At 50.6% G+C, this 24,347-nt stretch carries 20 protein-coding genes; 5 read left to right on the forward strand and 15 right to left on the reverse strand.

Annotated features, from left to right (window positions below):
* Window positions 1-73: 73 nt before the first annotated feature.
* Window positions 74-1,141 (reverse strand): glycerate kinase family protein, encoded by a 1,068-nt coding sequence (locus HNY42_RS14535; RefSeq protein WP_188004722.1) that lies wholly within the window; start codon window positions 1,139-1,141, stop codon window positions 74-76.
* Window positions 1,142-1,282: 141 nt separating this feature from the next.
* On the opposite strand from HNY42_RS14535, the gene HNY42_RS14540 reads away from it, so the two are divergent.
* From HNY42_RS14540 to HNY42_RS14550, 3 genes are all read left to right on the forward strand, one after another.
* Window positions 1,283-4,828 carry a CDP-glycerol glycerophosphotransferase family protein gene (locus HNY42_RS14540; protein WP_188004723.1) on the forward strand — a complete coding sequence of 1,182 codons (3,546 nt, stop codon included), beginning with the start codon at window positions 1,283-1,285 and terminating at the stop codon, window positions 4,826-4,828.
* A 199-nt stretch (window positions 4,829-5,027) separates the two neighbouring features.
* Window positions 5,028-5,717: a zinc ribbon domain-containing protein gene (locus HNY42_RS14545; RefSeq protein ID WP_131502312.1), complete on the forward strand. Its 690-nt coding sequence runs from the start codon at window positions 5,028-5,030 to the stop codon at window positions 5,715-5,717.
* A gap of 80 nt (window positions 5,718-5,797) precedes the next feature.
* Entirely contained in the window at window positions 5,798-6,346 is a 549-nt protein-coding gene (locus tag HNY42_RS14550) for a hypothetical protein (RefSeq protein ID WP_188004724.1), read from the forward strand.
* A gap of 71 nt (window positions 6,347-6,417) precedes the next feature.
* Here the strand turns inward: HNY42_RS14550 and HNY42_RS14555 are convergent, their stop codons facing one another.
* Entirely contained in the window at window positions 6,418-7,326 is a 909-nt protein-coding gene (locus tag HNY42_RS14555; protein WP_188004725.1) for a Gfo/Idh/MocA family protein, read from the reverse strand.
* Window positions 7,327-7,485: 159 nt separating this feature from the next.
* On the opposite strand from HNY42_RS14555, the gene HNY42_RS14560 reads away from it, so the two are divergent.
* Complete coding sequence (locus HNY42_RS14560; RefSeq protein WP_255508371.1) at window positions 7,486-8,739, forward strand: SH3 domain-containing protein; 1,254 nt, start codon at window positions 7,486-7,488, stop codon at window positions 8,737-8,739.
* 151 nt (window positions 8,740-8,890) lie between these two features.
* Complete coding sequence (locus tag HNY42_RS14565; RefSeq protein WP_131502316.1) at window positions 8,891-9,502, forward strand: AmiS/UreI family transporter; 612 nt, start codon at window positions 8,891-8,893, stop codon at window positions 9,500-9,502.
* A 93-nt stretch (window positions 9,503-9,595) separates the two neighbouring features.
* Here HNY42_RS14565 and HNY42_RS14570 read toward each other — a convergent pair whose 3' ends face one another.
* From HNY42_RS14570 to HNY42_RS14630, 13 genes are read right to left on the reverse strand one after another with little or no spacing between them, the layout of a single operon-like run.
* A complete protein-coding gene (locus HNY42_RS14570) occupies window positions 9,596-10,519 on the reverse strand; it encodes an LCP family glycopolymer transferase (protein ID WP_188004727.1) in 924 nt (307 codons plus the stop codon).
* Between the two features lie 34 nt (window positions 10,520-10,553).
* Complete coding sequence (locus HNY42_RS14575; protein ID WP_131502318.1) at window positions 10,554-11,294, reverse strand: hypothetical protein; 741 nt, start codon at window positions 11,292-11,294, stop codon at window positions 10,554-10,556.
* A gap of 23 nt (window positions 11,295-11,317) precedes the next feature.
* Entirely contained in the window at window positions 11,318-12,472 is a 1,155-nt protein-coding gene (locus tag HNY42_RS14580) for an aminotransferase class I/II-fold pyridoxal phosphate-dependent enzyme (protein ID WP_304999544.1), read from the reverse strand.
* On the reverse strand, window positions 12,469-13,536 hold the full coding sequence (locus HNY42_RS14585) for a lipid II:glycine glycyltransferase FemX (protein ID WP_188004728.1): 1,068 nt from the start codon (window positions 13,534-13,536) through the stop codon (window positions 12,469-12,471). The genes HNY42_RS14580 and HNY42_RS14585 overlap by 4 nt, the downstream gene beginning before the upstream one ends.
* Window positions 13,517-14,137: a sugar transferase gene (locus HNY42_RS14590; protein WP_188004729.1), complete on the reverse strand. Its 621-nt coding sequence runs from the start codon at window positions 14,135-14,137 to the stop codon at window positions 13,517-13,519. Before HNY42_RS14590 ends, HNY42_RS14585 begins: the two co-directional genes overlap by 20 nt.
* A 16-nt stretch (window positions 14,138-14,153) precedes the next feature.
* The gene (locus HNY42_RS14595; protein ID WP_188004730.1) at window positions 14,154-15,263 is read right to left on the reverse strand and encodes a glycosyltransferase family 4 protein; all 1,110 of its coding nucleotides are present in this window, start codon (window positions 15,261-15,263) and stop codon (window positions 14,154-14,156) included.
* Window positions 15,251-16,594 carry a nucleotide sugar dehydrogenase gene (locus HNY42_RS14600; RefSeq protein ID WP_131972222.1) on the reverse strand — a complete coding sequence of 448 codons (1,344 nt, stop codon included), beginning with the start codon at window positions 16,592-16,594 and terminating at the stop codon, window positions 15,251-15,253. Before HNY42_RS14600 ends, HNY42_RS14595 begins: the two co-directional genes overlap by 13 nt.
* 12 nt (window positions 16,595-16,606) lie before the next feature.
* Window positions 16,607-17,956 (reverse strand): phenylacetate--CoA ligase family protein, encoded by a 1,350-nt coding sequence (locus HNY42_RS14605; RefSeq protein WP_188004731.1) that lies wholly within the window; start codon window positions 17,954-17,956, stop codon window positions 16,607-16,609.
* Window positions 17,946-18,983 (reverse strand): NAD-dependent epimerase, encoded by a 1,038-nt coding sequence (locus HNY42_RS14610; protein ID WP_188004732.1) that lies wholly within the window; start codon window positions 18,981-18,983, stop codon window positions 17,946-17,948. The genes HNY42_RS14605 and HNY42_RS14610 overlap by 11 nt, the downstream gene beginning before the upstream one ends.
* Complete coding sequence (locus tag HNY42_RS14615; RefSeq protein WP_188004733.1) at window positions 18,973-20,265, reverse strand: hypothetical protein; 1,293 nt, start codon at window positions 20,263-20,265, stop codon at window positions 18,973-18,975. The genes HNY42_RS14610 and HNY42_RS14615 overlap by 11 nt, the downstream gene beginning before the upstream one ends.
* Window positions 20,266-20,278: 13 nt before the next feature.
* Window positions 20,279-21,541 carry an oligosaccharide flippase family protein gene (locus HNY42_RS14620; protein WP_188004734.1) on the reverse strand — a complete coding sequence of 421 codons (1,263 nt, stop codon included), beginning with the start codon at window positions 21,539-21,541 and terminating at the stop codon, window positions 20,279-20,281.
* Window positions 21,542-21,553: 12 nt separating this feature from the next.
* Window positions 21,554-23,425, reverse strand: coding sequence for a polysaccharide biosynthesis protein (locus tag HNY42_RS14625; RefSeq protein ID WP_188004735.1), 1,872 nt, complete (start codon window positions 23,423-23,425; stop codon window positions 21,554-21,556).
* 22 nt (window positions 23,426-23,447) lie between these two features.
* Window positions 23,448-24,098 (reverse strand): YveK family protein, encoded by a 651-nt coding sequence (locus tag HNY42_RS14630; RefSeq protein ID WP_131502329.1) that lies wholly within the window; start codon window positions 24,096-24,098, stop codon window positions 23,448-23,450.
* Between the last annotated feature and the right edge of the window lie 249 nt (window positions 24,099-24,347).

Below are 24,347 nucleotides of genomic sequence, written 5' to 3' on the forward strand. Positions count from 1 at the left end.
GTATAGTTTCTTTTACCCTAAGCGCCAGCGCTTCATTCCTTTTCCAGTCAACCATTTCCCTAAATTAGAAAAGTCATTTCAGGTTTAAACGCCGGACGATTTGTTCTGCCCGTCGCGCCAACCGTTGTTTCGTGATGAATGGATCGAGTGTCTTCCCTTCACCCGGATCATGAATTGCTTCGCAGATCCACGCCTGTTCCAATCGTTCCGTGACTTCTCCTGCCAGGACGATACAAGGAACATCCGCACGATCAGCTAATGCGCTGACTTGTGAAGGAAGCTTTCCCATCGCGGTTTGACGGTCGACCCGTCCTTCCCCTGTCCAGACATAAGCGGCTCGTTCGATTCGTCCCTGCGCATGAATCATCCGGAGGACAAACGATGCTCCGGATTCGATTGAAGCGCCGAGCGCATATGCCGCTCCACCAAGTCCTCCGGCAGCCCCTGCCCCTTTGATATGGTCGATGTGAAGTTGGCTTCCAATCTCTTTTAACCGGTCATCGAGTAAATTGATGTCGGATGTGATCAGTCCTTTTTGAGGTCCGAAGACGTAAGCAGCTCCTTGTTCGCCGGCATACGAAGCCGTAACGTCGGCCAATACGTGTAAGGAACCGGACCTTGCCGGCAAACGGATTTGTTTCGTTTCCATCAACGGATTCGTTTGCCATGGAATCGGCGCACCGGTTTGTGTCAGCAAGTCAGCCCCCAGTTCCGCCAAAAAACCAAGTCCGCCATCGGTCGTCGCCGTACCGCCCAAGGCAAGAAAGACATCCGATACACCAGTCGCCAAAATCTGCCGGACGAGACGCCCGACTCCTCGTGTATGAACTGAAAACGCATCATCCTCCGGACGTTTCAAATGCAACCCACAGATTGTCGCCACCTCAATCACGGCAATCCGGTCTTTTTGAGCATAGGACATTTCAATCGGCCGACCGGCTAAATCGATTGTCGGAGCAACGATTTTCTCAAATCCGTTGGCGGATAACACGTCAATCGTACCTTCTCCACCGTCCGCGACAGGGCTCCAATCAATCGTCGCGTCAGGATCGGCGTGTAAAATACCCCGTTCGATGGCATGTGCTGCATCCGACGAGCTGATGCAGCCTTTGAAGCTGTCGATACAGATGAAATGATGCATCTTGATTGCCTCCTGTAACTTGTCTTTATTTTGACCATCTAAAAAAAGTAAAATATGATATGATAATTGTCATGCACACGACACGTTCTGTTTGTTTTCGCCGTCGAAAACAGACGATTTTTTATGAGGAGGTTCTACCCCGTGAGTCTTTCCAAGACATTATTACGGATGGCACGATTCGGAAAAACGATTTTGCCAGCACCGAAAAAAAACAGTCCAAAACGATCGAATTTCAAACAATTCCTGCAACTGGATTCCACATTCCAAGAACAGACCCTTTCAGGAAAACTTTCTGATACTACAGTGACGGTCGAAGCCTTACTTGTTCGCGATCGTCTTTTAAACGAAGTAATCGCCTTACCTAACACGCACAGCTCAGGAGGACATCAGTTTTCCTTTTCGTTGACGCATGACATACTTCCTGCCCTCGTCAATCGTGTCCTCGAAAATCAGGAACTGACCGAGCAGGAACAGCCGTTGCTTTTGAAAGAGGCTGAAGACACGTTAGAAAGCTTAGAGACAGATGCTTCTGGCGACACGACTGAAGAGGAGACAGAACTCCCTTCCGGACGTTTCTCGCTCTGGCTCAAATTCTCGAAAAGCGTCACTGATTTCCAACCTGCGACGCTCGAGAAATGGGAAACAAACGGCTTACCGAGTCACGCCACGATTATTGATGATCTCTTCACACGTGAAATCATTCTCGGCCGGTTCTTGGAGACCCGGATCGCCGCGCCATTAAAACCACTGCTTGATGCGGACTTCCAACATGTTGCCCACCTGTATACGGATTTAAAAGGGAATCTTCGCCTGTTATTAAATAAGGAACCAAAGGTCAAACCGAAGATGCAGATTGATGCGATTGATTCTCCAGTCGCCGATCAAACGGAAATCAAAGGGAAAATCTTTACCCGGCATGCTTTCATCCGAAAAGGAACGTTACAACTCGTGCACCGCGAGACGGGTGAGCAAATCCCGGTCCCGATTGATTGGGTATACGATAACGCCCGGAGTGCCGAAAAATTTGGTCTCTACCGGTATACGTACCGGACAGTCATCAATTGGACACGTCTGCATCAGGAGCATCAACTTTTACAAGAAGGCATTTATGATGCTTTCGTTGCTCTGGACTATTACCACCGTTCTGCCCCAACGTTGCTTCGCCTTGGACGGGCACGTTATATCACCCGTCAATTGACCCCCGAAACACGGGGGCAAGGAGATGCGACGACGATGCATATCATCCCGTACTTTACGGTCGGACACCGGAATCTGTCGTTCGAAATGACGGAATTTACGAATGACAACTATGCCTATTTGAATCATATGATGAAGTTTGCTCCGCTCTATCGACTGTTTGCCGAAAAGAATACATGGCTCGTCGGCGAACGTCCTTACAAAGCACAAGACAACGGTTATCATTTCTTTAAATACATGCGCGAGACGTATCCCGATCGTCCTGTCTATTACGTGATTGATCCTGAGTCCAATGAATATTCGCAAGTCGAACAGCTAGGACATGCGTTACCGTTCAAGTCAAAGGAACATATTTATCATTCACTGATGTCGAAAAAAGTCATCGGGACGCATCATGCTGAATATCTTTATCCGCTCCGGTCGGAAGCCTTCAAACGGAAGATGAAAGCTGATCGTGTCTTTATCCAGCACGGTGTCCTTGGGACGAAAAACATGGACGACCAGTACGGCAAATTCGCACCGGCGTTCGATACGGATTTATTCCTTGTCAGTTCAGAACGGGAAAAACGTCTTGTGACTCAGGACATGGGGTATCCGGAACGGGAAGTCCGGATTACCGGTCTGTCCCGCTTCGATGCTTTGCTTGCAAAAGATGTCGAAGTCAAACGACAAATGTTGATCATCCCGACATGGCGTTCTTGGTTACAGACACCGCTTCAATTCTTTGAATCCGAGTATTATCAACAATATCAGACGTTGCTGACAAGTGAACGATTACACCGATTCGCGGACGAACATCAGCTCGAAATCGTCTTTTGCCTGCATCCGAACATGCAACAATATACGAGTCACTTCGAAGACTTGCCGATCACGGTCATCCATCAGGGTGAACGGGACGTACAAGGATTAATGAAGGAAAGTCTGCTCCTTGTGACCGATTATTCGAGTGTCGCGTTCGACTTTAGTTTCTTGAATCGTCCGGTTCACTATTTCCAATTTGACCCGGTCCGGTTCATCGGACCAAAGGGTTCTTATCTGGATCTGGAACAGGAATTACCGGGACCGATCTCATCGACACTCGATGAGTTGTTTGATGATCTCGACGCGACGGCTGCCCGTTCGTTCGCGATGGCGCCGGAATATCAGGCACGTGCTGCAGCCTTCTTGCAACCCGTCGAGTCTTCGTATTCGGAGAAAATTCTTCAAACAATCGTCGATTTTAAGAAGGAACGGAATTGGATCGAACAAATCCAGACGGCGGAAGCCGCCAATATTCTCTTCCGTCTGTATCGCCGAAGCCGGTTCTACTTCCCTTCAATGAAACTGGCCTATCGTTTAATGCAACGGTTGCCGGTCGACCCGAAACTTGTCGTGTTTGAAAGTGGACTCGGTAAACAGTATTCCGACAGCCCGCGTTATATCTATGAAGAATTAAAACGACGTGATCTCGATTATAAAGTCGTCTGGGTCTACCATAAGCGTCTGTATCTCGGGGATCCGAATGCCAAAGTCATCAAACGTCTGTCACCTGCTTACTTCTATTACCTGGCAACGGCGAAGTTCTGGGTCAACAACCAGAACTTCCCGCATTACTTCACACGCCGGAAAGAGACGACCTATATTCAGACGTGGCACGGCACACCGCTCAAGAAGATGTTGTTCGATTTGGACGAGATTCACGGACGGGACGAGGGATACATCGACCGGGTCACGAACTCGATCAAGCAGTGGAGCGTCTTGTTGTCTCCGAGTGCTTATGCCTCGACGATTTTCAAAAGTGCCTTCCGGTATGATGGACCGATTTTTGAATCCGGTTATCCGCGCAATGACTTGTTCTTCTCGAACAATCAGCCGAAGACAATCGAAAGCATCCGGACGAAACTCCAATTGTCAGATGATAAGAAAGTCATTTTATATGCTCCGACTTTCCGCGATCATCAGTCGCTCGGAAACGGAAAGTTCTTCTTTGACTATCCGTTCGATTTCAACCGCGTCGCTGAAGCGCTCGGAGACGAGTACGTCTTCTTAATCCGGACCCATGTCCTTGTGACGAAGAAACCGCGGATTCCTGCCGAACACCGGGAACGTTTCATCGATGTCACGAGTTATCCGGATATTCAGGAACTCTATTTGATCACGGATTTATTGATTACCGACTATTCGTCCGTCTTCTTTGATTTCGCGAATATGAACCGGCCGATGTTCTTTTATGCTTACGATCTTGATTTATACCGCGATACGTTACGCGGTTTCTATCTTGATTACTACAAAGACTTACCGGGACCGATTCTTGAGACCGAAGATGCCTTTATTGAGGCCTTGGCGAATATCCCGCAATTGACGAACGACTACCAGTCGCGACTCGATTCCTTCCGGGAAGCGTATTGTGCGATGGAAGATGGTTCGGCGGCTTCACGTGTCGTCGACAGCTATTTTGCGAAAGACACACTCGAGTTAACCGAGCAATCGGACGGCAGTTATTCCGTCTAAGAACATGAAAGTTTCATATGAGAAAGGATTCTTTCCACACCCGTGGAAAGAATCCTTTTTTCTGTTCAGCCGAACAACTACCGCCTTCAGCCAATTGCTTTTTGATTTGATTTCCAATTAATGTTATTCTAAATTAGAATTTCAAAAATATTATTCGACACAAAAAATATTATGTCATTTTACTTAGGAGGGATGGTTCATGGAACGTTGTTCACTTTGCGGAACACCATTGGAAACAGAAGCGACAGCATGTTCCTACTGCAAACATCCTGTCCTCAAAAAACAACGCTTCGATGAGGAATTACCGGTCACGCCGGTCAAATCCAGCCGTCACATCTTATCTTTCATTATCGTTTTCGCGTTAGCGGTTGGATCGATCGGGACATGGTATGCCTTGACGCAAACCGACTCAGCCCGCACGACGCTGGCGGCGCCCGTTCAAGCCTTACCTTTGTCGGATTGGTCCGATGAGACATCCGCCTACAATCAAACCTATTCGTCGGAAAACCCTCCGGCCTCTTACGATATCTTGAAGTTCGTCCGTCAATATACACAAACGGTTCCGGAAACGGCCAATTATTCAAAAGCGACGGATACACTGGAAACGTTCTCCGCCATCCAGTTCGCGACCTTGGATGCCTTTCAGTCAGAAGTCGGGGCGTTACGGACGATCCATGCCGCTTCCGACAGTCCGATTCCACCGCGCCTCCAGACAGTTGACTTTAAGGGGTTCGTCTCAAAAGGAGATTCCTATCAGGTAAGGACGATTGAAACGTATCAACTTCCTGCCGGTCATCAGCTCGTCACGTACGTTGTCCGTTACAGTGTTCGGTTACATACGGATCACCTGCAGATCACGCACATCGTCCGGACGGAGGTGCCCGCATGAGAGTGTTCGCCATACTTCTTTTATGCAGTCTGCTGATGGGGTGTTCCCAGGAGCCGTCACGTATCCAGGACGAACTGGACATGGGACAATATACGAAAGCCGTCGATCAATCGACCCGTCAGGACCCGATGGATGAAGCAGCTCAGTTGATGGTTCGCTTGGAAACGCAATTTGCGAGTTACCATTTTCATGACGCCGTCACTACTGCCCGAAAGATTGAACAGTTGCCGTTAACACAAGATAATTCGGTTCGCTTGCAGGCAAAGTCGATTCAACTCAGTGCCGAAGCGATGATCGAGCGCTTAAAACAAGCAGCGGGTACTTATCAAATCGAGCGCAGTATTCTCGATGACGGGCTGCAAGAACAATCCTTCCCTGCCACAGGTCAAGTGAAAGTATCATTCGGTAAACCACACACGTTGCTGGCAACGATCCAGTATCAACAGTTCGGAACGACTGATGCAACCCGGAGTGATACAGAGACAGTCCGCTTCGAACCGGATTTATCGGCCCGCCTCGCCCAATCCGAAGGGCTCGTCAGTTATGTCTTCAGCCGGGCAGGTCTTACCGTCACCTTCGAAGGTACGGGCGGGAAACGAATCTATCAATTAAAAAAAGCTGATCAGTAAACGAAAAAAACGAACGCCGTCTCTTGATGATTCAAGAGGCAGCGTTCGTTTTTACTTACATAAAAAAAGAATTACAATGCATCCAGTCGACTGACGATTTCCGCACACAGCTCGTGCGTCGCCAGGCTATCTTTCCCCGTGACAGATGCTGACGGATGTCCGTGGACGGTTTCGATGAACGCATCTACCATCTCAACGAATCCGCGACGGTGAAGCGTCGGCTCCCAGTTATCGAGCGGAAGACGCAACGTACCGGCTTTCGTCAGCCGTTCCACCGACGTCACATCTGTCGCAATCCGTTTTTCATTTGGTCCCATTACTTCGACGCGTTCTTCCGTCACGCCGTTGTTCCGGTTCATGATGCCGATCGCCGTGATACCGTTCGATTCGAATTGAATCGTCACGTGATGCAACAACCCATCGACTTTTTTACCGCGGACTTGCAACTGTTCGATTTCACCTCGTCCCGTCAGGAATCGAAGTGTATCCGCGACATGGACGAAGTCATCAAAAATGAAGGTCTTCGCATCTTCGATGAAGGATGTCCGGTTTTTTTGCATGACGACCAGATTCGGTTCTTCGACTTCAAGTAAAGTTCGATGTGCTGATGCAAACCGGCGATTGAAGCCGGTGATGAAATGCAGTCCTTGTTCTTCCGCCTGTTCTGTTAAGGCCCGGACTTCCGCGACTTCGAGCGAGACCGGTTTATCAATGTAGAGATGGACACCTGCCGTCAGCAGCTGTTTCGCTTGTTCCGCGTGGGCTTTCGTTGCTGAGTGAATCATCGCGACTTGAATCCCCTCTTTGATCACGTCTTCGAGTGAAGACAATGTTCCGGCAAACCGGTAAGCGTTCCGTAACCGTTCTGCTTTTTCCTGATCCGTTGAAACAAGATAGACCTCTAAGTCCGTCCGCTCCGCATAGACCGGTAAATATGCCTTTTGAGCGATATCGCCTAAACCAATTATTGCAATCTTCATCTAAATTCCTCCTTGGACACGTCTTTTGCTCTCATACCCTATGTTAGCGGTTTTCATACACTTCGTGTAACTAAAGTATTTTTTTAAAAAAGAAGATAATTTCCTTTTTTTGTTTTATGATAAGAACATATTTTGCAAAAGGAGGGAATGAGTTTTTTTATGAAATCATTATTCAGGATTGGTTTGACGCTCGTCCTACTTATTACGTTATGTCTCCCGGCCGTTCCTGCCCAAGCAGCAAGCTACCAGGTCATCGTCACGTCGACGATTGGAGCGAACATCCGGTCGAAGCCGAGTACAAGCTCATCTGCAACCATTACCCGTCGTGCTCCGTATAAAGCTAAATTCACAGCGGTCTCCTATTCGAACGGTTGGTACAAAATCAAAGATGGAAGTGCCTATCGGTATCTGTCGAATCAAGTCGCTAAAAAGGTGACAACAAGTTCCGTCAAGACATATAAAATCATCATTTACTCGACGGCCGGCGCAAACGTCCGCACGTCACCAAGTACAGCTTCCTCTAAAAATATCAAGCGGCATGCTACATACAAGTCAAAGTTCAATGCCGTTTCCTATTCGAATGGCTGGTATAAGGTCAAAGGGAAAACGAACTACTATTATGTTTCGAACCAAGTCGCCAGAAAGCTGACGACGAGCTCTCCTGCTCCAGCGAGCGGCAGTTATCCGGTTGCTTCGATGCGTTATTTCAAGCTTGGATCATCCGGTTATGAACTGACGAAAGAAAGCTTTGCCCGCCGTTACCCTGCGAGTACGACAAAATTATTGACGGCCCTTGTCGCTTATGACGCGGCTGCAAAAAAGGGGACACTCGATCAGACATTTACACTGACGTATTCGATGTTGTCTGTTCCTGCCGGCAGCAGCTCCGCTGGTTTCCGATCGGGTGACAAAGTCACGATGCGTCAACTGTTAAACGGGATGCTGATCCGGTCAGGCAACGATGCCGCGAAAGCCATCGCGGTCCGTACGGGCGGTTCGGAGTCGAACTTCGTTTCCATGATGAACAGCCGAGCGAAAGCAATCGGCATGTCGGCCAGTCATTTCATGAATCCACACGGCTTCTATCATCCAAGCCACTATACGACGGCGGCGGATATGCAGAAGCTTGCCAATACCTATGCCAAGTACAGTTATCTGATGACGGTCAGCGGACGTAAGTCGTTCCAGACGACCGTTAAAGGACCGTATGCCCGGACGTTGACGTGGTATCACACGAACACGTCACTTCCAGGTGATACGCGTGTCTATGCAAGCAAGACCGGTTACACTCCGGAATCTGCTTATACACGGGTCTTCTTCATTAAAAAAGGTTCAACACGTTACGGTCTCGTCACGTTAAAAGGGACCCTTCCTCAAACAGAAACGACGTTACGTTCCGTCCTTAATCGTTAAGAACAGACTCTCGGATCCGCTTTCTTCGGAAAGTGGAATCGCGAGTCTTTTTTGTTGATTTTCTCTTAAAAATTTCACTTGCAATGGAAGAGAATTCATCATATGGTGGAGATAACAATCAGACGTCTGACGTCTTAATGGAGGAATTCACGTGGGAAATGTAAGTTTGTTATTCGGAGGCGTCGCCCTCTTTTTAAATAGTCTGTCGCTGTTCGGTAAAGTCGATTTGAAGAGTGCAGGCCTGTTCAGTCTGTTGACCGGATTACTGCAGACGTTCATCGCGACCTGGCTCGTCATCGGGGCAGCCGGAGATCCGGCATTGACGTTCGGCTATGCGAGCATCTATTTATTTGCGTTTACGTACCTCTATGTCGGCATCACCTTTTTATTTGGTCTTGATGGGAGCGGCGTCGGCTGGTTCTCGCTGTTTGTCGCCATCTCCGCGCTGTTTTATGCAGGGGTCAGCTTTAGTACCGGCGATTTCATGGGTGGTGCGACGTGGTTATTTTGGGTCATCCTGTGGGGATTATTTTTCCTCGGGATGGGATTAAACATCAGCATCGATGCTCTGACGGCACGGGTTGCGATTGTCCTCAGCTGGCTGACGCTAATCGTTCCGGCTCTCGTCGGACTGCGGTTCGGGACGAACGGTGCCAGCTACCAGCTCATCTGGAGTGCAGCCGCTATCATGACGGTCTTGTATTTCATCTATGCGGCCGTTAAGTTCCTTCCTGTCCGGACGATTGTCCGTTCGAAAAACTAAAAACAACCATCCATCCTGGCTTCAACGTCGGGCATGAATATGAAAAAGGGCGGCGGATTTTAATCTGCCGCCCTTTTTCGAGGACTATAACCATCATTTCAGTTCCTTTTGCAACTCGGTCCGGACCTGCTTCAGCGAAGCGGCTGTCGGATGCCAGTAATAGATCTGATCCGACTCAATGCCGCCGCTTCCTTCAAGCGACAACGTCTCGACTTGTTTCAAACTGTCCCGGTAATCGGTCGCAAGCTTCCGGACGACCGGGAACGGGATATCCGTTTTGACATTTTTACCGAGTGCCGTCAACACATCGTTAAAACGCGTCAAGGAAAAATCAGCCGTCAGTTTATCTGCGGCGGCCTGAACGACCTGCCGTTGCCGGATTTGCCGTCCAAAGTCCCCCCGCGGATCATCGTGACGCATCCGGGCATACGCAAGAGCTTCCTTTCCGTTCAGTGACACTGGACCTTTCGGGAACTGCATCTCATAATAGGAAAAATTAATATCATTTTCAACGGTCACTCCATCAACGGCATCGACTAAATCGGTGAACCCCTTGAGATTGATTTCGGCGAAGTAGTCGATTCGCAGATCGAGTAGATGCTCGACCGTATCCCGTGCCATTTCCGGACCTCCGAAAGCATAGGCATGATTGATTTTATCGTTCGAACCGACACCGATGATTTCCGTCTTCAAGTCGCGGGGGATGCTGAGCATCTTGCTTTCGCCGGTTGCCGGATTAACCGTGACGACGATGATCGTATCGCTCCGTCCTGCTTCGTCTCCCCTTTGATCCACACCAAGCAATAAAAACGACAACGCCTTTTGTTGATTTGCCGGTTTGCTCTTCGAGGCTTTTGCCGGTTGAGATTGAGTCGTCGCCTCGACATGTGTCGAATCGGCCACCTCCGCCTGCTTGCTCGTCGGATGATCTGCCTGCTGGATGTACCCACCTGATCCGAAAAAAACGAGTAACCCGATACCAACCACTGTTATGATCAGCCACGTCCATTTTTTCATCATGATATCCCCTTTTCCTTCGGATCAAGTCGATTTACGATTGCTGGTCGGAGACGATCATCACCGCATTGCTCCAACTGCCGAACAAGGCCGTGATGACACCGATGCTCGGCGCCTCCCGTCCCTCACTGAAGCGTTGATAGTGTGCAATCGTCAAACCATCCATTTCAACCGATGCCTCCCGTAAAATGCGTAACACTTCCTCTTCCGTCCAGCGTTTGCGTGGTTGTTCAATCCCGATGATTTCCAGAGCATTACTCCACGATCCGTACCGTCTCGCAATCGTTGCCACCGTCGGCCGGTTTTTTCCGGCTGCCCATTTCGTATACGTCTGGCTCGTTAGGACGGATAACGTCTCTTGTGCTTCGAGTAACGATTCGATGATCCGGCGCTCCATCTCCTGCACCCGTTCTTTTAAAATTTCTGCTTCCGATAATGCCTGCTGCCACGAGTTGAATTGATGGACGATATCGGTCAAGCTCGGCGCCTGATGTTGCTGAGCCCATTCACGATACGTCGCACTCGTGAAGGGTTCCAGTTCTTCCTTCGCGGCTCGTAAGGCCTCGACGATATCCGACTTGGTAAAGGCTACCCGGACATGGCCGATGCCGGCCCGTTCGAGAGCGATTTGCCATGATCCGAATAAAATCAGGATTTCCGCGACGCTTGGATACTGGGTATTCAGTTGCCAACGAAAGTAGGTATTTGCCGTCAGTTCATTTTTCCCGTTCGCAGCGAGACGGAGTGCTTCAATCGCTTCCTCCAAATCGCTCATCACGATGTCTCCCTCCCACACATTCATAACTGAACATTTCGTCGAACATCTTCAACGAGTCCCTGGCGAACAAAACGAATGACGAGTGCCTGATCCGTAAAACTCATTTGCGAAGCGGACGGTAAACAGATTCCTTCCTCGAACAGACGGCGGCTGACATCCTCCTCATTCGCCGTGATATACGGAACATCCCGGTAGACGGGTTGCAGATGCATCGGTTTCCAGGCCGGACGCGCCTCGATATTTTTTTGCTGCAACTGCCGAATCAACATATCCCGTTGTTCCATGCCGCCCGGTAACGTCAGTGCCGTCAGCCAGCGGTTTGCACGGCTTCCTTCAATCTCCTGTTGATAATGCGAGGTATCGACCGTCTCGAACGCCCGGACGTATCGATTAAAAATCGTCCGCCGTGCCTCGACGCGCTCTTCGATCACTTCCAGCTGTCCGCGTCCGATGCCGGCAGAGACGTTACTCATCCGGTAGTTAAAGCCGACTTCCGTGTGTTCATAATGTAAGACGGGCTGACGGGCTTGAGTCGCGAGATAAAAGGCCCGCTCAATCAATCTGGTGTCATTTGAGACCAGCATGCCGCCACCCGACGTCGTGATGATTTTATTACCGTTAAACGAATAGATGCCGAACGTTCCGAACGTGCCCGTCATCCGGCCGTTGACCGTTGATCCGAGAGATTCTGCCGCGTCCTCGATCAACGGCACATCATACTCCTCACAGATGGCGGCGATCTCCTCGATCTTCGCAACGACCCCGTACAGATGGACGACGATGACGGCTTTCGGCAGGCGTCCCCGGGTCGCGGCTTGAATCATCGCCCGGCGCAGTGCCGCCGGTGACATGTTCCACGTTTCCGGTTCGGAATCGATCAGAACCGGTCTTGCGCCGACATAGCGGATCGGATTCGTCGAGGCGACAAAGGTTAACGACTGGCAAAAGACATCATCCCCTTCCGTGACGTCGAGCGTCGCCAAGGCTAAATGGATGGCTGCGGTCCCGCTGCTTGTTGCGAGTGTCGCTGCTGCACCGCTGTACGTTTTCATTGCCGCCTCGAATGCTTCGACATTTGGTCCGAGCGGCGCGACCCAGTTCGTTTCCAAAGCTTCCGTAACATAACGTATTTCCTGACCACTGAGATGCGGGATTGATAACGGGATGTGTTTCATAATGACTGCTCCTCCCTTGGTGACAGTTGGCGGACAGGTGTCCGGTATGCCGGAAACCAGTCTTGCGACGACGGGATGTGGTGTGTGAGATGCTGTTCGGATAATTGCCGGTACAGTAAAGGATGGAGCACTGATGTCCCGAGCGTATACGATGTCTGGCGATGGCTGAAGGAACGTTTATAGGCGAGCAGGCTGTCGTTCTCGTTCCGCGTCGTTCCTCCTCCAAGATGAAGGGCCGTTTTTCCGAGTGCCTTGGCACGGCGGATCATTTCAGCGAACAGAAGATGATTCGGACGGGCTGCCAGTTCCGCCGGATCGGATGCACCGAGATGATAATGTGCAAACTGTTGACCGTAGAGAACGATACAACCGGCAATGATCTTTCCTTCTCGCTCAGCGACCAATAATTCGGCCGGCAGTCGCCCATCCTGAAACTGGTGAAAGTAATGGTCGGTGAAGTAATAACGGGCATCGGCCTGGTGTTTGTCCATCGTCAGCCGGTAAAGCCGGATGAAACGGTCATATTCGTCCTGTCCCGCGACCCGGACCGTCACGTCTTCCCGAATGGCTTTTTTGATGTTCCGCCGTGTCATCGAAGAGAACCGACTTTCAATCGTCTCAAACGAATCGGTCAGATCGACCGTCACCGTCTGTTGCAGAACTGTCGTCGTCTCACACCAAACCTGTCCAAGTTCCTGATTTTCAAGGAGCGGATGAAAACGAATCGTTTCGCTGACAATCCGTTCCGCGTGACAATAATCGAGAAAGTGGCGGCGGATATCCTCGACTTGATCGCTCGACCAGCGTCCGACGAAGACCGGTCCGCCGTATCCGTATGGAGTCGTTAAGTCTTGAAACGGTGTGCCGGTTATTTTACGTTTCAAGTACGGATAAATCAGCACACCGGACTCGGAAGGATGAATGTACATCTCGGGTACCGCTTCCGGTTCTTGCGCCAGTTCAAAGTAAGCGTATTCATAATAACAATCAAGTCCATATCGGGCGACAAGGGCATCCCATTCCAAGGGATCGTGAATCAGACGTTCATTGCTTAGCGACATCATGATGGACACCCCCATCGAGTCCCTTGAACTCACCCATCCCCGTCTGGTGGTCGGTCGAATTCCCTTCTGAAGAAATGACAATCTTGACGGTCTTCCAAAGAATATATAAATCGAGTCGGAACGTATGGTGTGTTGCATACCATTGATCCTGTTCCAACCGTTCCTGCCAGGTCGTCGCGTTTCGCCCGTGGATTTGCGCCCATCCGGTCAAGCCCGGCAGGACGTCATGCCGTGTCATCTGTTCTTTTGAGTAATGGTTCAAATAGCTGACGAGCAGCGGACGGGGTCCGACGAAACTCATCTGTCCCCGCAGGATGTTAAAGAACTGGGGGATCTCGTCGAGACTCAGGCGCCGGATCCATTCGACCGATTTTGGAATCCGGTCGGCATCCGGTAACAGCTTGCCGTCCGCATCGGTTTCGTTCGACATCGTCCGGAACTTATAAATCTTGAACAGTTCTCCTTTGTACCCCGGACGGACTTGATTAAAGAAAATCGGTCGTCCGAGCTTCGTATAGACGAATACGGCGACGAAGGCATAGACCGGCAACAGGACGAGGATAGCGAGTAGACTGACAGTGAAATCGAATGTCCGTTTCATGATAACGTCCTCCTTCTCATAAGTTCGAAAAGAGATTGAGTTGCCGCTTGATGACATCTGCTTCGTTAAAGTGTTTCATCGCCCGTTCGAATCCGGCCCGTCCCATTTCAGACGCGACGTCCGGCTGTTCGACCAGATTCAGCATCCGCCGGGCCAGTTGTGTTTCATCCTGTACCTCGACCAGATAACCGGTTTTGCCGTCGACTACTTCTTCCCGACAGCCGCGGATGTTTGTCGCAATGACCGGTTTCGCCGTCGCCATCGCTTCGATGATTGAGCGGGGAACACCTTCGCGGTGCGACGGTAACACGAACGCATCGACTTGATGCAACAGTTCCGGTACATCTTCGACGAAACCGAGATAATCGATGTTCGGGATTTCCCGGATCCGTTTCCTGAACGTATGTTTCGTCGTCTGATCGCGTTCGCTTTCCATCATCTCACCGGCAATCATCAACCGGACGTCCGATTGGACCGCGACAACCTGTTCGAAAGCGTTCAACAGTTCGAGAATTCCTTTTTCTTCGACGATCCGCCCGATGAATAAAAACGTGAACGGTCCGGTCGTTTGGCGGGGACGTGGATAAAACCGGGTTAAATCAATCCCGTTCCCGAGGTGCATCAGGCGGGTCGTATTTTTGAACCGTTTCCGGTTCGCCAGTTCGTAGTCTTCCTGACTTTGGAGCAACAGATAATCGGTCGCGAACCGTGCCAGCCATTTCTCGACGGAATACGTCAGCTGGTAGGTGACACGTCCCATCTTTTCGTGAAAATAAAAACCGTGTGCCGTATAGACGATATGTTTCGTGCCGGCCCGCTTCGCCGCGACCCGGCCAAGGGCTGCCGCGACCGGCGTGTGCACATGCACGGCGTCATATTGTTCGGTCTTTAAAATCTGGACGATTGAACGAATCGTCTTCCAGTTACTCGTCCAGTCGATTTTCCGTTCGATTGGAATGTCGTGCATCGTAAATCCTTGCGCCGCGAGTTTCGATGCTGCCCCGGTGTCGGCACAGGCAATGCCGACTTCATGTCCGGCATTTTGCAAGGCTAACAGCAACGGTTGTAACATCGTCTCGGCCGTCGTATCGAGGGCGCAGACCTGAAGAATTTTTAAAGTCGCCATAAATGCACCCCTTCCGGTTTTTCCGCCGGTTCCAGCATCCCTTTGATATCGATGACGATTCCGCGACCGACTTTGAGCAGATGTTGCGCCAGCAGCCAGTTGCCTTCGACATATTCTTCGTGCGAGACGGCGAAGATGACGACGTCGGCGGGTTTCAAGTCTGCCATATCAACTAAATCGATTCCGTATTCGCGTTTGGCATCTCCTTTTTCGACAAGGCGGTCCGTCACCTGGACTTCGATACCGAATTCTTCGATTTCCTTGACGAGGTTCGCGACTTTCGAGTTCCGGATATCGCTGACGTTTTCCTTGAACGATAGACCGAGGACCGTCACCCGCGCACCGAGAACCGGCATGTTTTGTTTGATCAGATTTTTTACGAGCGAGGTGGCGATGAAACGTCCCATCGTATCGTTGATCCGGCGTCCGGCCAGGATGACTTCCGGATGGTAACCGAGCGACTCGGCCTTCATCGTCAAGTAGAACGGATCAACCCCGATGCAATGACCACCGACGAGTCCCGGACGGAACGGTAAGAAGTTCCACTTCGTTCCGGCGGCTTCGAGAACCTCAAGCGTATCGATGTTCATCCGGTCGAAGATGATCGCCAGTTCGTTCATTAGCGCGATGTTCAAGTCGCGTTGCGTGTTCTCGATGATTTTTGCCGCCTCGGCGACTTTGATCGAGGACGCCCGGTGGACGCCGGCTTCGACGACCGCTTCGTAGACTTCAGCAACGATATCGAGTGTTTCTTGATTTTGGGCTGAGACGATTTTTTTGATCGTCTTGAATGTATGCTCATGATCACCGGGATTGATCCGCTCCGGCGAGTAACCGACGAAGAAGTCGATCCCGGCCCGCAGACCGGATGCTTCTTCAAGGACCGGAATACAATCTTCCTCCGTCGCTCCCGGATAGACCGTCGACTCGTAGACGACGATATCGCCTTTGTTGAGTTGGCGTCCGACGAGGTGTGAAGCGCGCAGAAGCGGTGTCAAATCCGGTTGATTTTGGGCGTTGATCGGTGTCGGGACGGCGATGATGATGAAATCACTCACACCAAGTGCTGTTGCGTCCGTCACGTATTCGACGTCGGCATTTTTGAGGACGAACGGACTGAGTTCAAGCGTTGCGTCGATGCCCTCTTTCAGTTCGGCGACCCGCTGTTCTTTGATGTCAAAGCCGACGACTTCCGTTTTTTCGCCAAAGGCGACGGCGACGGGAAGACCGACATATCCGAGACCGACGACGGCAATCGAACGGTTGGCGATGGGGAGTGATCGTGTTTCGGCTGCTGTCGTATCTACGATGTGTTTGACTGCCTTGTTCATGATGGATTCCTCCTATTTCATCGACTGTTTGACAATCAGTGTTTTTCCATTCGGTTCCTGCTTCATCTGCCGGACCGGCTCGAGGGTGACCTGCATCGACGATCCGAGGAGTTTCTGCATCTCCCGCAACAGGATTTTTTCATGTTTCGGCACGAACCGCTGCTCGTCGGGAATGTAACGGAGCGTCACATGATTCAGCGCATGTTGTTCCACCTGGAGGCGTAAGACCGAGTTCGGCAGTTCCCGGGCGATCGTCGTGATGTCGCCTTCAAAAACCTTGCCGCGTTTCTCGCTGACGATATAACTCGTTCCCCGCCCGTCAATCGACTCGATGATCGGACCGTTCAGTCCGCAGGTGCAAGCCTCTTGTCCGAGTGTCATCCGGTCGCCGATCCGGTACCGGACGAGCGGTGTCCCGCGGGTCGTAAAACATGTGACGACGACTTCTCCCCTGTCCCCATACGGTTCGATGATGCCGGTTTCGTGATGGAGATGGAGTTTGTGTTCCCGGCATTCCGAGATGATCGGTGCCCCTTCCGATGAACCGTATTGGTCAAAAACCGGCGCTTGAAACGCCTCTTCGATTAACCGGCGCATCTCCGGCGTCACTGTTTCCGATGTTGGGAAAATCGCGATCAGCGGAAAGTCGAGCCGTAACTCATGTTTCAGCAGATATAAGGCAATCTCCAGCATCGCGGTTGGTGTGCCGTCGAGTGCCGCCGGCCGAAACCGGTTCAACTCTTCGATATAAGCCGGAAAATTTTCTTCTTTCATATGAAAGATTGATAATAACAACTGATTGAGTGGTCGGTTCTTCCGCCAAAAGATCGGTTTTTTCTGATCGATCGCGGTTAACGTCCGCCCGGTGAAGCTCGCGCGTCGCATCCCGGAATGAAAGCCGTGCAATTCCTTGAAGTAATCGAGATGCGCCATCCGTTCCTGAACGTCTTCCCGCATGAAGGCGACTTGGAGGGATTTCCCGCTCGTCCCGCCGGTCCGGCCGCGAACCGGCGCGTCCACTTCCGACATGAAGGATTCGTTTTGTTGCCGTAATGTTTCTTTCTCAAGGATCGGAATCGTCTGTAACTGGTCGATTGACGTGAACGGAAGACGGATATCGTGCTCCCGAAACAGTTTCCGGTAATAAGGTGTATGTTCCTGGATGAACAGGAGAAACGTATTCAGCCGTTCCAGCTGTTCGATCCGGTAATCGACTGTCCGGTCTTTAACCCGTAGTTCTTGAATTTTTTTCTCATATCCCGGACCGTAGCGTTCCTGCATCAGCTTTTTTCCGTACATGGATGTCAAAATATTCTGAATAAATATCGGAGAGTTATAGTAAATCTCTTCTTTAAGCGCCATCCTGGACTTCCTCCTTCAGCCGGTAATGCTGTTCGTACCAGTCGATGAATGCATGGACACCTGCTTCAATCGTCGTTTGCGGCCGGTAACCAATCGTCTCGAATAACGATTCAACATCAGCAAAACTTTCGGGAACATCTCCTGCCTGAAGCGGCATTTCGTGTTTGATGGCTTTTTTACCAAGTCGCTCTTCAATCAAGGCGACGAATTCGTTCAGCCGGATCGGGCTGTGACTGCCGATATTAAAGACACGGTACGGAACATTGCTGCGGTCAGGCAACGGATTTTCCTGATCAAACGCCGAATCGGCAACCGGTTCCGTCTGCATCAACCGGTAGATGCTTTCGATGATGTCGTCAACGTAGGTGAAATCCCGTCCCATCTCCCCGTAGTTGTAAAGATCAATCGGTTGTCCTTTCGCAATCGCTTCCGTGAACTTGAACAAGGCCATATCCGGCCGTCCCCATGGTCCGTAGACGCTGAAGAACCGAAGCCCGGTCGTCTTGATGCCGTAAAGACTGCTGTACGTATGCGCCATCAGCTCATTCGCTTTTTTAGAAGCCGCATAGAGACTGAGCGGATGATCGACGGCATCCGTCGTTGCGAACGGCATCTTCGTATTCGATCCGTAGACGGAACTTGAAGAGGCATAAATCAATTGTTCAACCGGATAGTGCCGGCAGGCTTCGAGGATGGACAGGAAACCGACGATGTTCGATGTGATGTAGACGTCGGGACGATCGATGCTGTACCGGACGCCGGCTTGAGCCGCTAAATGGAGCACCAGGTCAATCTGTTCCGTCTCGAAAATCCGACTGATTGTCGCCGCATCTTCGAGTGACACCCGGTAAAACGTATACCGATTCGGATCCAGTTCCATCAGGCGGGCTTCTTTCAGTGACGGATCATAATAATCATTGACTTCATCCAGTCCGATCACCCGGTACCCTTCCGCCATAAAGCGATGTGCCGCATGAAATCCAATGAATCCTGCAATCCCGGTAATTAAAATCGTCTTATTCTGCACGTTTCTCAACCTCCTCGAAGTGGTGGAGCACTTGATAGCGGATGTAATGAATCGATGTATAAGCAATCAGCAGCATCGGAAACAGTTTATACCGGTGACGGATTGCTGTTCCGACGTTCCCTGTCCCGAGACCGAAAATGACGGCGTTAACCATGAACAGAATCAGCATGAACAGAAGCACACTGCCGAGCGGGTGTTGTTTCAAATATTTCAGATGTATCAGTGTCAGACCGCATAACAGGAGATAAAAAGCCGCATCGGCGAAGAAAATCGCGATGTTCATCACACTCGACCATTGCCATGGAAACGGCGAGAACAGGAAGTAAATCATCCGCAGTGGTGCGTACAGGACCATGTCGGACGGTCCGGTCACCATCAATCCGTTCAGATAGGCCGATCCGCCGCGGTCATAACTCATCCCGCTGAACAGCTGTCCGTTTTCAGAGACGTGAGTGAATTTCGCGAACAGCACGTCCTGGAAGCTATAGACGATGAACCCGACGATGACAACTTGGACCAGCAACCGCTGTACTTTCGAAGCTTCAAAATCCATCCGTTGCGTCTCGTGATTATAAAAGGAGAAGTAGACGAGGAGGACCAGAATCCCGATTGCGAGACCCGAATGAAACATCGTACTGATCAAATAACCGAGATAGGCGAAAGTCAGACTCGCCACCGATTTATCAAGCGTCCAGCGCACCATGTAGTAGAGCGTATAGACGATTCCGAGTGCGACGAGCTGGTCGCGTAAGAGAATCGGTGATAACAACAGGCCCTGGGCAAAGAAGGCAAACACACCGGTTGCGATCAGGACGTAATGCATCGGCAGTTTCAAAAGCAGCAACGTTTTCGACAGGATGACGATCGAGACGACGCCGAGAATGACATTGAAGTACTGGGCGAGCATCCGCTCCGGACCAAACGCAAGATAAAAGATTCCTAAAAATTTGGAGTAACTCCCCCGGACGACTTCGTTGAACATCGTCGGGTCGGTATAAATCAGCAGTCCTTCGAGATGAAACGCTTCCGTATCGTCACCGCTGTGCGGCGGGAGCCGAAACAGTTCCAAATCAACCAGCATCAATGTCAGCCGGATCAGGAACGCCGTCACGAAAATCAGGAACAACGGTGTCGTCTCGGCTTGCCGGAGAAGATAAAACATCAGCAAGACCGAGTTGATGGCAAGAACGGTTGCGACGTAACCTTCAGAAGTCAAAAAGAGCGGTCGGACCAATTGGCTGAGCAATGCTTCGAGAACGACGACAATCAGAATCGGCCGCATGCTTTTCCCTCCTTTAGCTGCTTTGTTCAATTGCCAGTGTCAGTTTTCGTGGATAAAGCGAACGATAAAGGGCCGGAATCAATAGCCCGATCTGGGTGACGGCACATAATCCGTAAGCTGTCGTCGCTCCGTATAAACCGTACATCGGAATCAGGATGCTGCAGGCGACGATATTGACGATGACACTGCCGAAGATGGCAATCGTCTGAATCCGGAATTGTTGAAATCCGGTCAACAACGCTTGGATGACGGTCGAATTATAAAAGAAGAGCGAGGCGACCATCATCAGGACGAAAATCGTATGGTACTGGACAAACGAGGCGTTGTAGAAAATCGTCAAGCCCCACTTGCCGAAGAAAATCGACCCGATGATCAACAGGATACCGACGGCATTCGTCATGAGCAGCATCGACCGGGTCAGCTTCCGCAATTCCGGTAAGCTTTGCCGCTCCCCGCTGTCGGAGGAGAAGTTCGGCAGCAAAACGGCGACGAGGGAATGAATGAACAAGCTGCCAAGAACCAGGAGATACGCGATGCTCGCATAATAACCGAGTTCTTCCGTTCCGATCGCATGTCCGACGAACAGGCGGGGAATGTTGGCATTGAGAGCGATCAATAAGGCGACGAATCCGAGCGGGACTGCTTTAAAGAACAATTGCCGTCCCGTTTGATACCGTTCACTCATCTGCTGGTTTTCAAATCCGTGACCGACACGCCGGACGGTCGGTAAATCGTAAAGAATCAACATGATCAGGTTTCCGGCGACGAGTGCTAAGACGAAGCCGTGGATCGAATGGGTCGTAAAAAGAATCAAGGCCGCACCTGAGACGTTGACGAGACTGCGGAAAATCTTGGATAAGGCGACTTCCTTGAACGCCATATGTCCTTGGAGAAATCCGTAGGCGAGATCAGCGAATGATTCCATATACTTGTTCAGGTAAACGAGTAACGTCAGCCAGAGGATATCGGCTTCCCCAAAGAAATAATAGACACCGAGAAGGACCAATACTCCGACAGATAATAAGGAAAAGCGGGTCTTGATGAACAAATTGAAGTTTTTTAAGCCTGACCGTTCTGCCGTCAGGATCGTGCTGGCATTTAACCAGCAAAACATGACAATCGGAGCGGTTAAAGCGAGCGCGTAATTGAAGTAACCGATGTTGAGTGGTGTGCTCCATTTAATCAGCAGTGTCAAAATCATCCACTGATGGAGGGAATAGGCCGTATCTGCAATGAAAATCAGATTAAATCGTGACAGTTGCCGAACAGATTTCATCTCGTCTCCCCCTCATTCCCGGGCGATCCGAATCGCCGGTGGAATCGTCTCCGGCATCATGTCGGTCCGGTTCGTCGCTTCAAGTAGATACGTCCGTAACGCCTGTTCATCATCCAGCGTCAAGGCGATGTTCCGTAAATAAGGATCAATGGATCCGAACGGTCGTGTCTTCCCGACGAGAATCTTGTCAAAGACCCGTTCTTCATGTACTTCTTCCGTCGCGAGCAACTCTTCGTATAACTTTTCACCTTTTCGGATGCCGCTGTAGACGATTGGAATCTGTTGTTCGGTAAAGCCGCTTAAATGAATCAGGTTCCGGGCGAGCGTCGTGATGTTGACGGGTTCGCCCATGTCGAGGACAAAGACTTCTCCACCTTCTGCGAGGACGCTTGCTTGAATGACGAGCCGGCTCGCTTCTGGAATCGTCATGAAATACCGGGTCATTTTCGGGTCCGTCACCGTAATCGGACCGCCTTTCGCAATCTGGTCCTTAAAGAGCGGAATGACGGAACCCCTGCTCCCTAACACGTTGCCGAACCGGACGACAGCGAATGTCGTCTCACTGTTGCGGGCAATCTGCTGGATGGCCATCTCCGCGATTCGTTTCGTCGCTCCCATCACACTGCTCGGATTAACCGCCTTATCGGTCGAAATCATGACGAATCGCTTGACTCCGGCCGCTTCCGCGGCAAGCGCGACGTTCCGTGTCCCGTAAATGTTATTTTTGACCGCTTCACTCGGATTATCTTCCATTAACGGGACATGTTTATGCGCCGCCGCATGGTAGACGAGATCCGGTTTAAAACGTGCCATGACATCCATCATCCGGTCCGCATCCTGGACATCGGCGATAACGGAGTGGAGCGTGATTCCTTCCGTTACGGCTTCCAGTTCACGCCGAATCAGATAAATGCTGTTTTCTCCATGACCGAGTAAAATCAGATGGGCCGGTTTGAATTTAATCAGTTGCCGGCAAATCTCTGAACCGATGGATCCGCCGGCACCGGTTACAAGGACCGTTGCTTGACTGACACTTTTTGCAATCTCCGTGATATCGAGTTCCACCGGTTCCCGACCGAGCAGGTCAGCGATCGATACTTCGCGCATCTGATTGACGGAGACCTTGCCGGAAGCCAGTTCGACAAGCATCGGTAATGTATGGGCTTCGACTTTCGTCTGTTTGATCCGGTTCAGTAAGGCAACCCGGTCCGGATAGGCAAGTGACGGAATCGCCAGGACGACGGCTTCAATTTTATGTTCTTCAATGATGCATTCGAGCTGGTCAATCGTTCCGATAACCGGGACACCGTGAATCATCATCCCTTTCAGCTCCGTAAAATCGTCGAGTAATCCAACGACATTAAGGATGTGGGCTTTTTTCTGTTTCAGCTCTTTCGTGATCATCTGCCCCGATGCACCGGCACCGATGATCAACGTCCGTTTCCCGAGCGACCGATTTTCACGTTTCAGTTCGAGACTCCGTCCACGGATCAGCAGACGGACGAACAAGATTCCGTTCAGAACCAGTCCGGTTTGGAGGAAAACGGCGCGTTCGACGGCAAAATCGAACAACGCGTACTCAAGTCCGAGAAGGACGAAGCTGCTCGCAACAACGACGACGAGCAGCACACCCAAATCTCGGAGGCTGGCATACCGCCAAATGATTTGATAAAAACGCATCCAGTGGGCGACCAGCGTCAAGGCGACCCATTGAATCAGGGCGATTTCGATAGCATCCATCAGTTCAAAGTTGGCCGTGAGGTTCAGCGGGTTAAAGAAGTAAAAGGTCACGACCGTCGCAGCAATGATGATTGAGGCATCGATCAGCCGCAGTAGACCGATTTTCATATGCCGGCGATATTGCTGAAATGGCGGGGCTTGCATGATCGGCTCCTCCTTTCTTCAATCAAGAACGGCTGGGATGACTGACAGCTTGCGGGTAAGACGTCTCTTTTGTTTCTTCAACGACTGACTTTTTTCCGAGCGCCCGGGAATAGACGATCAATAATCCGAAGAGGAGTCCGAGAATCCCGCCGATTGCGGTATTCATCAGAATGTTCGGCGAGACCGGTTTCGTTGGAATCCGGGCTGTCGAGAAGACTTCCGTGCTGCTTGTTTTGATCAGTTGCGGCACATAATCCTGGAAGACTTCCGTCATCGTATTCGCCTGGATTGCGGCTTGTTCTGCCGATCGATCCGTGACCGATAAGGCGATGACTTGGGAGTCCAGGTTACTGGCAACGGTCAGACGATCCGTCAAATCAAAGATCCGTTTATCCGTGACGTCCATCTTTTGAGCGACCTGATCAATGACTTCAGGGCTTCTTAAAATATCTTGGTAGGTACTGACAAGCGTCGTCGTCGATGTCGCTTCCGCATCCTGTTGCGGGACGACAAGGATATAGGCAGTCGCTTCATACGTCGGTGGAATGACATAGGTGCTGACTGCATATCCGGCACCCGCTAAGAGAAGAGTCAGTAAGCAGAGTACCCACCACCCTTTCTTTAATGTCATCACATGGTCACCGAATGTCTTTTTTTGATGGATGGAATTCACATGGTTCACCTCTTTCTCGCTACCTGACATGTTGGATGGACACTGGTTATGGTTACACCTTATTTCCAAACGACTGCCAAAACAATTAGAGCTTGGTGGAAATGATTATATTTTTTTGAGGAGTCATCATGCTTCGGTATCGTTAGTTCATCGAAAAAGATTGATTCACAAAAAAAAGACGATTCACAAAAAAATGATCGCCATTTTTTCAAAATCATCCGTGAAAACTGCATGAATTTTAGTAAATGA

Source organism: Exiguobacterium sp. Helios, from assembly GCF_014524545.1.
GTDB lineage: Bacteria > Bacillota > Bacilli > Exiguobacteriales > Exiguobacteriaceae > Exiguobacterium_A.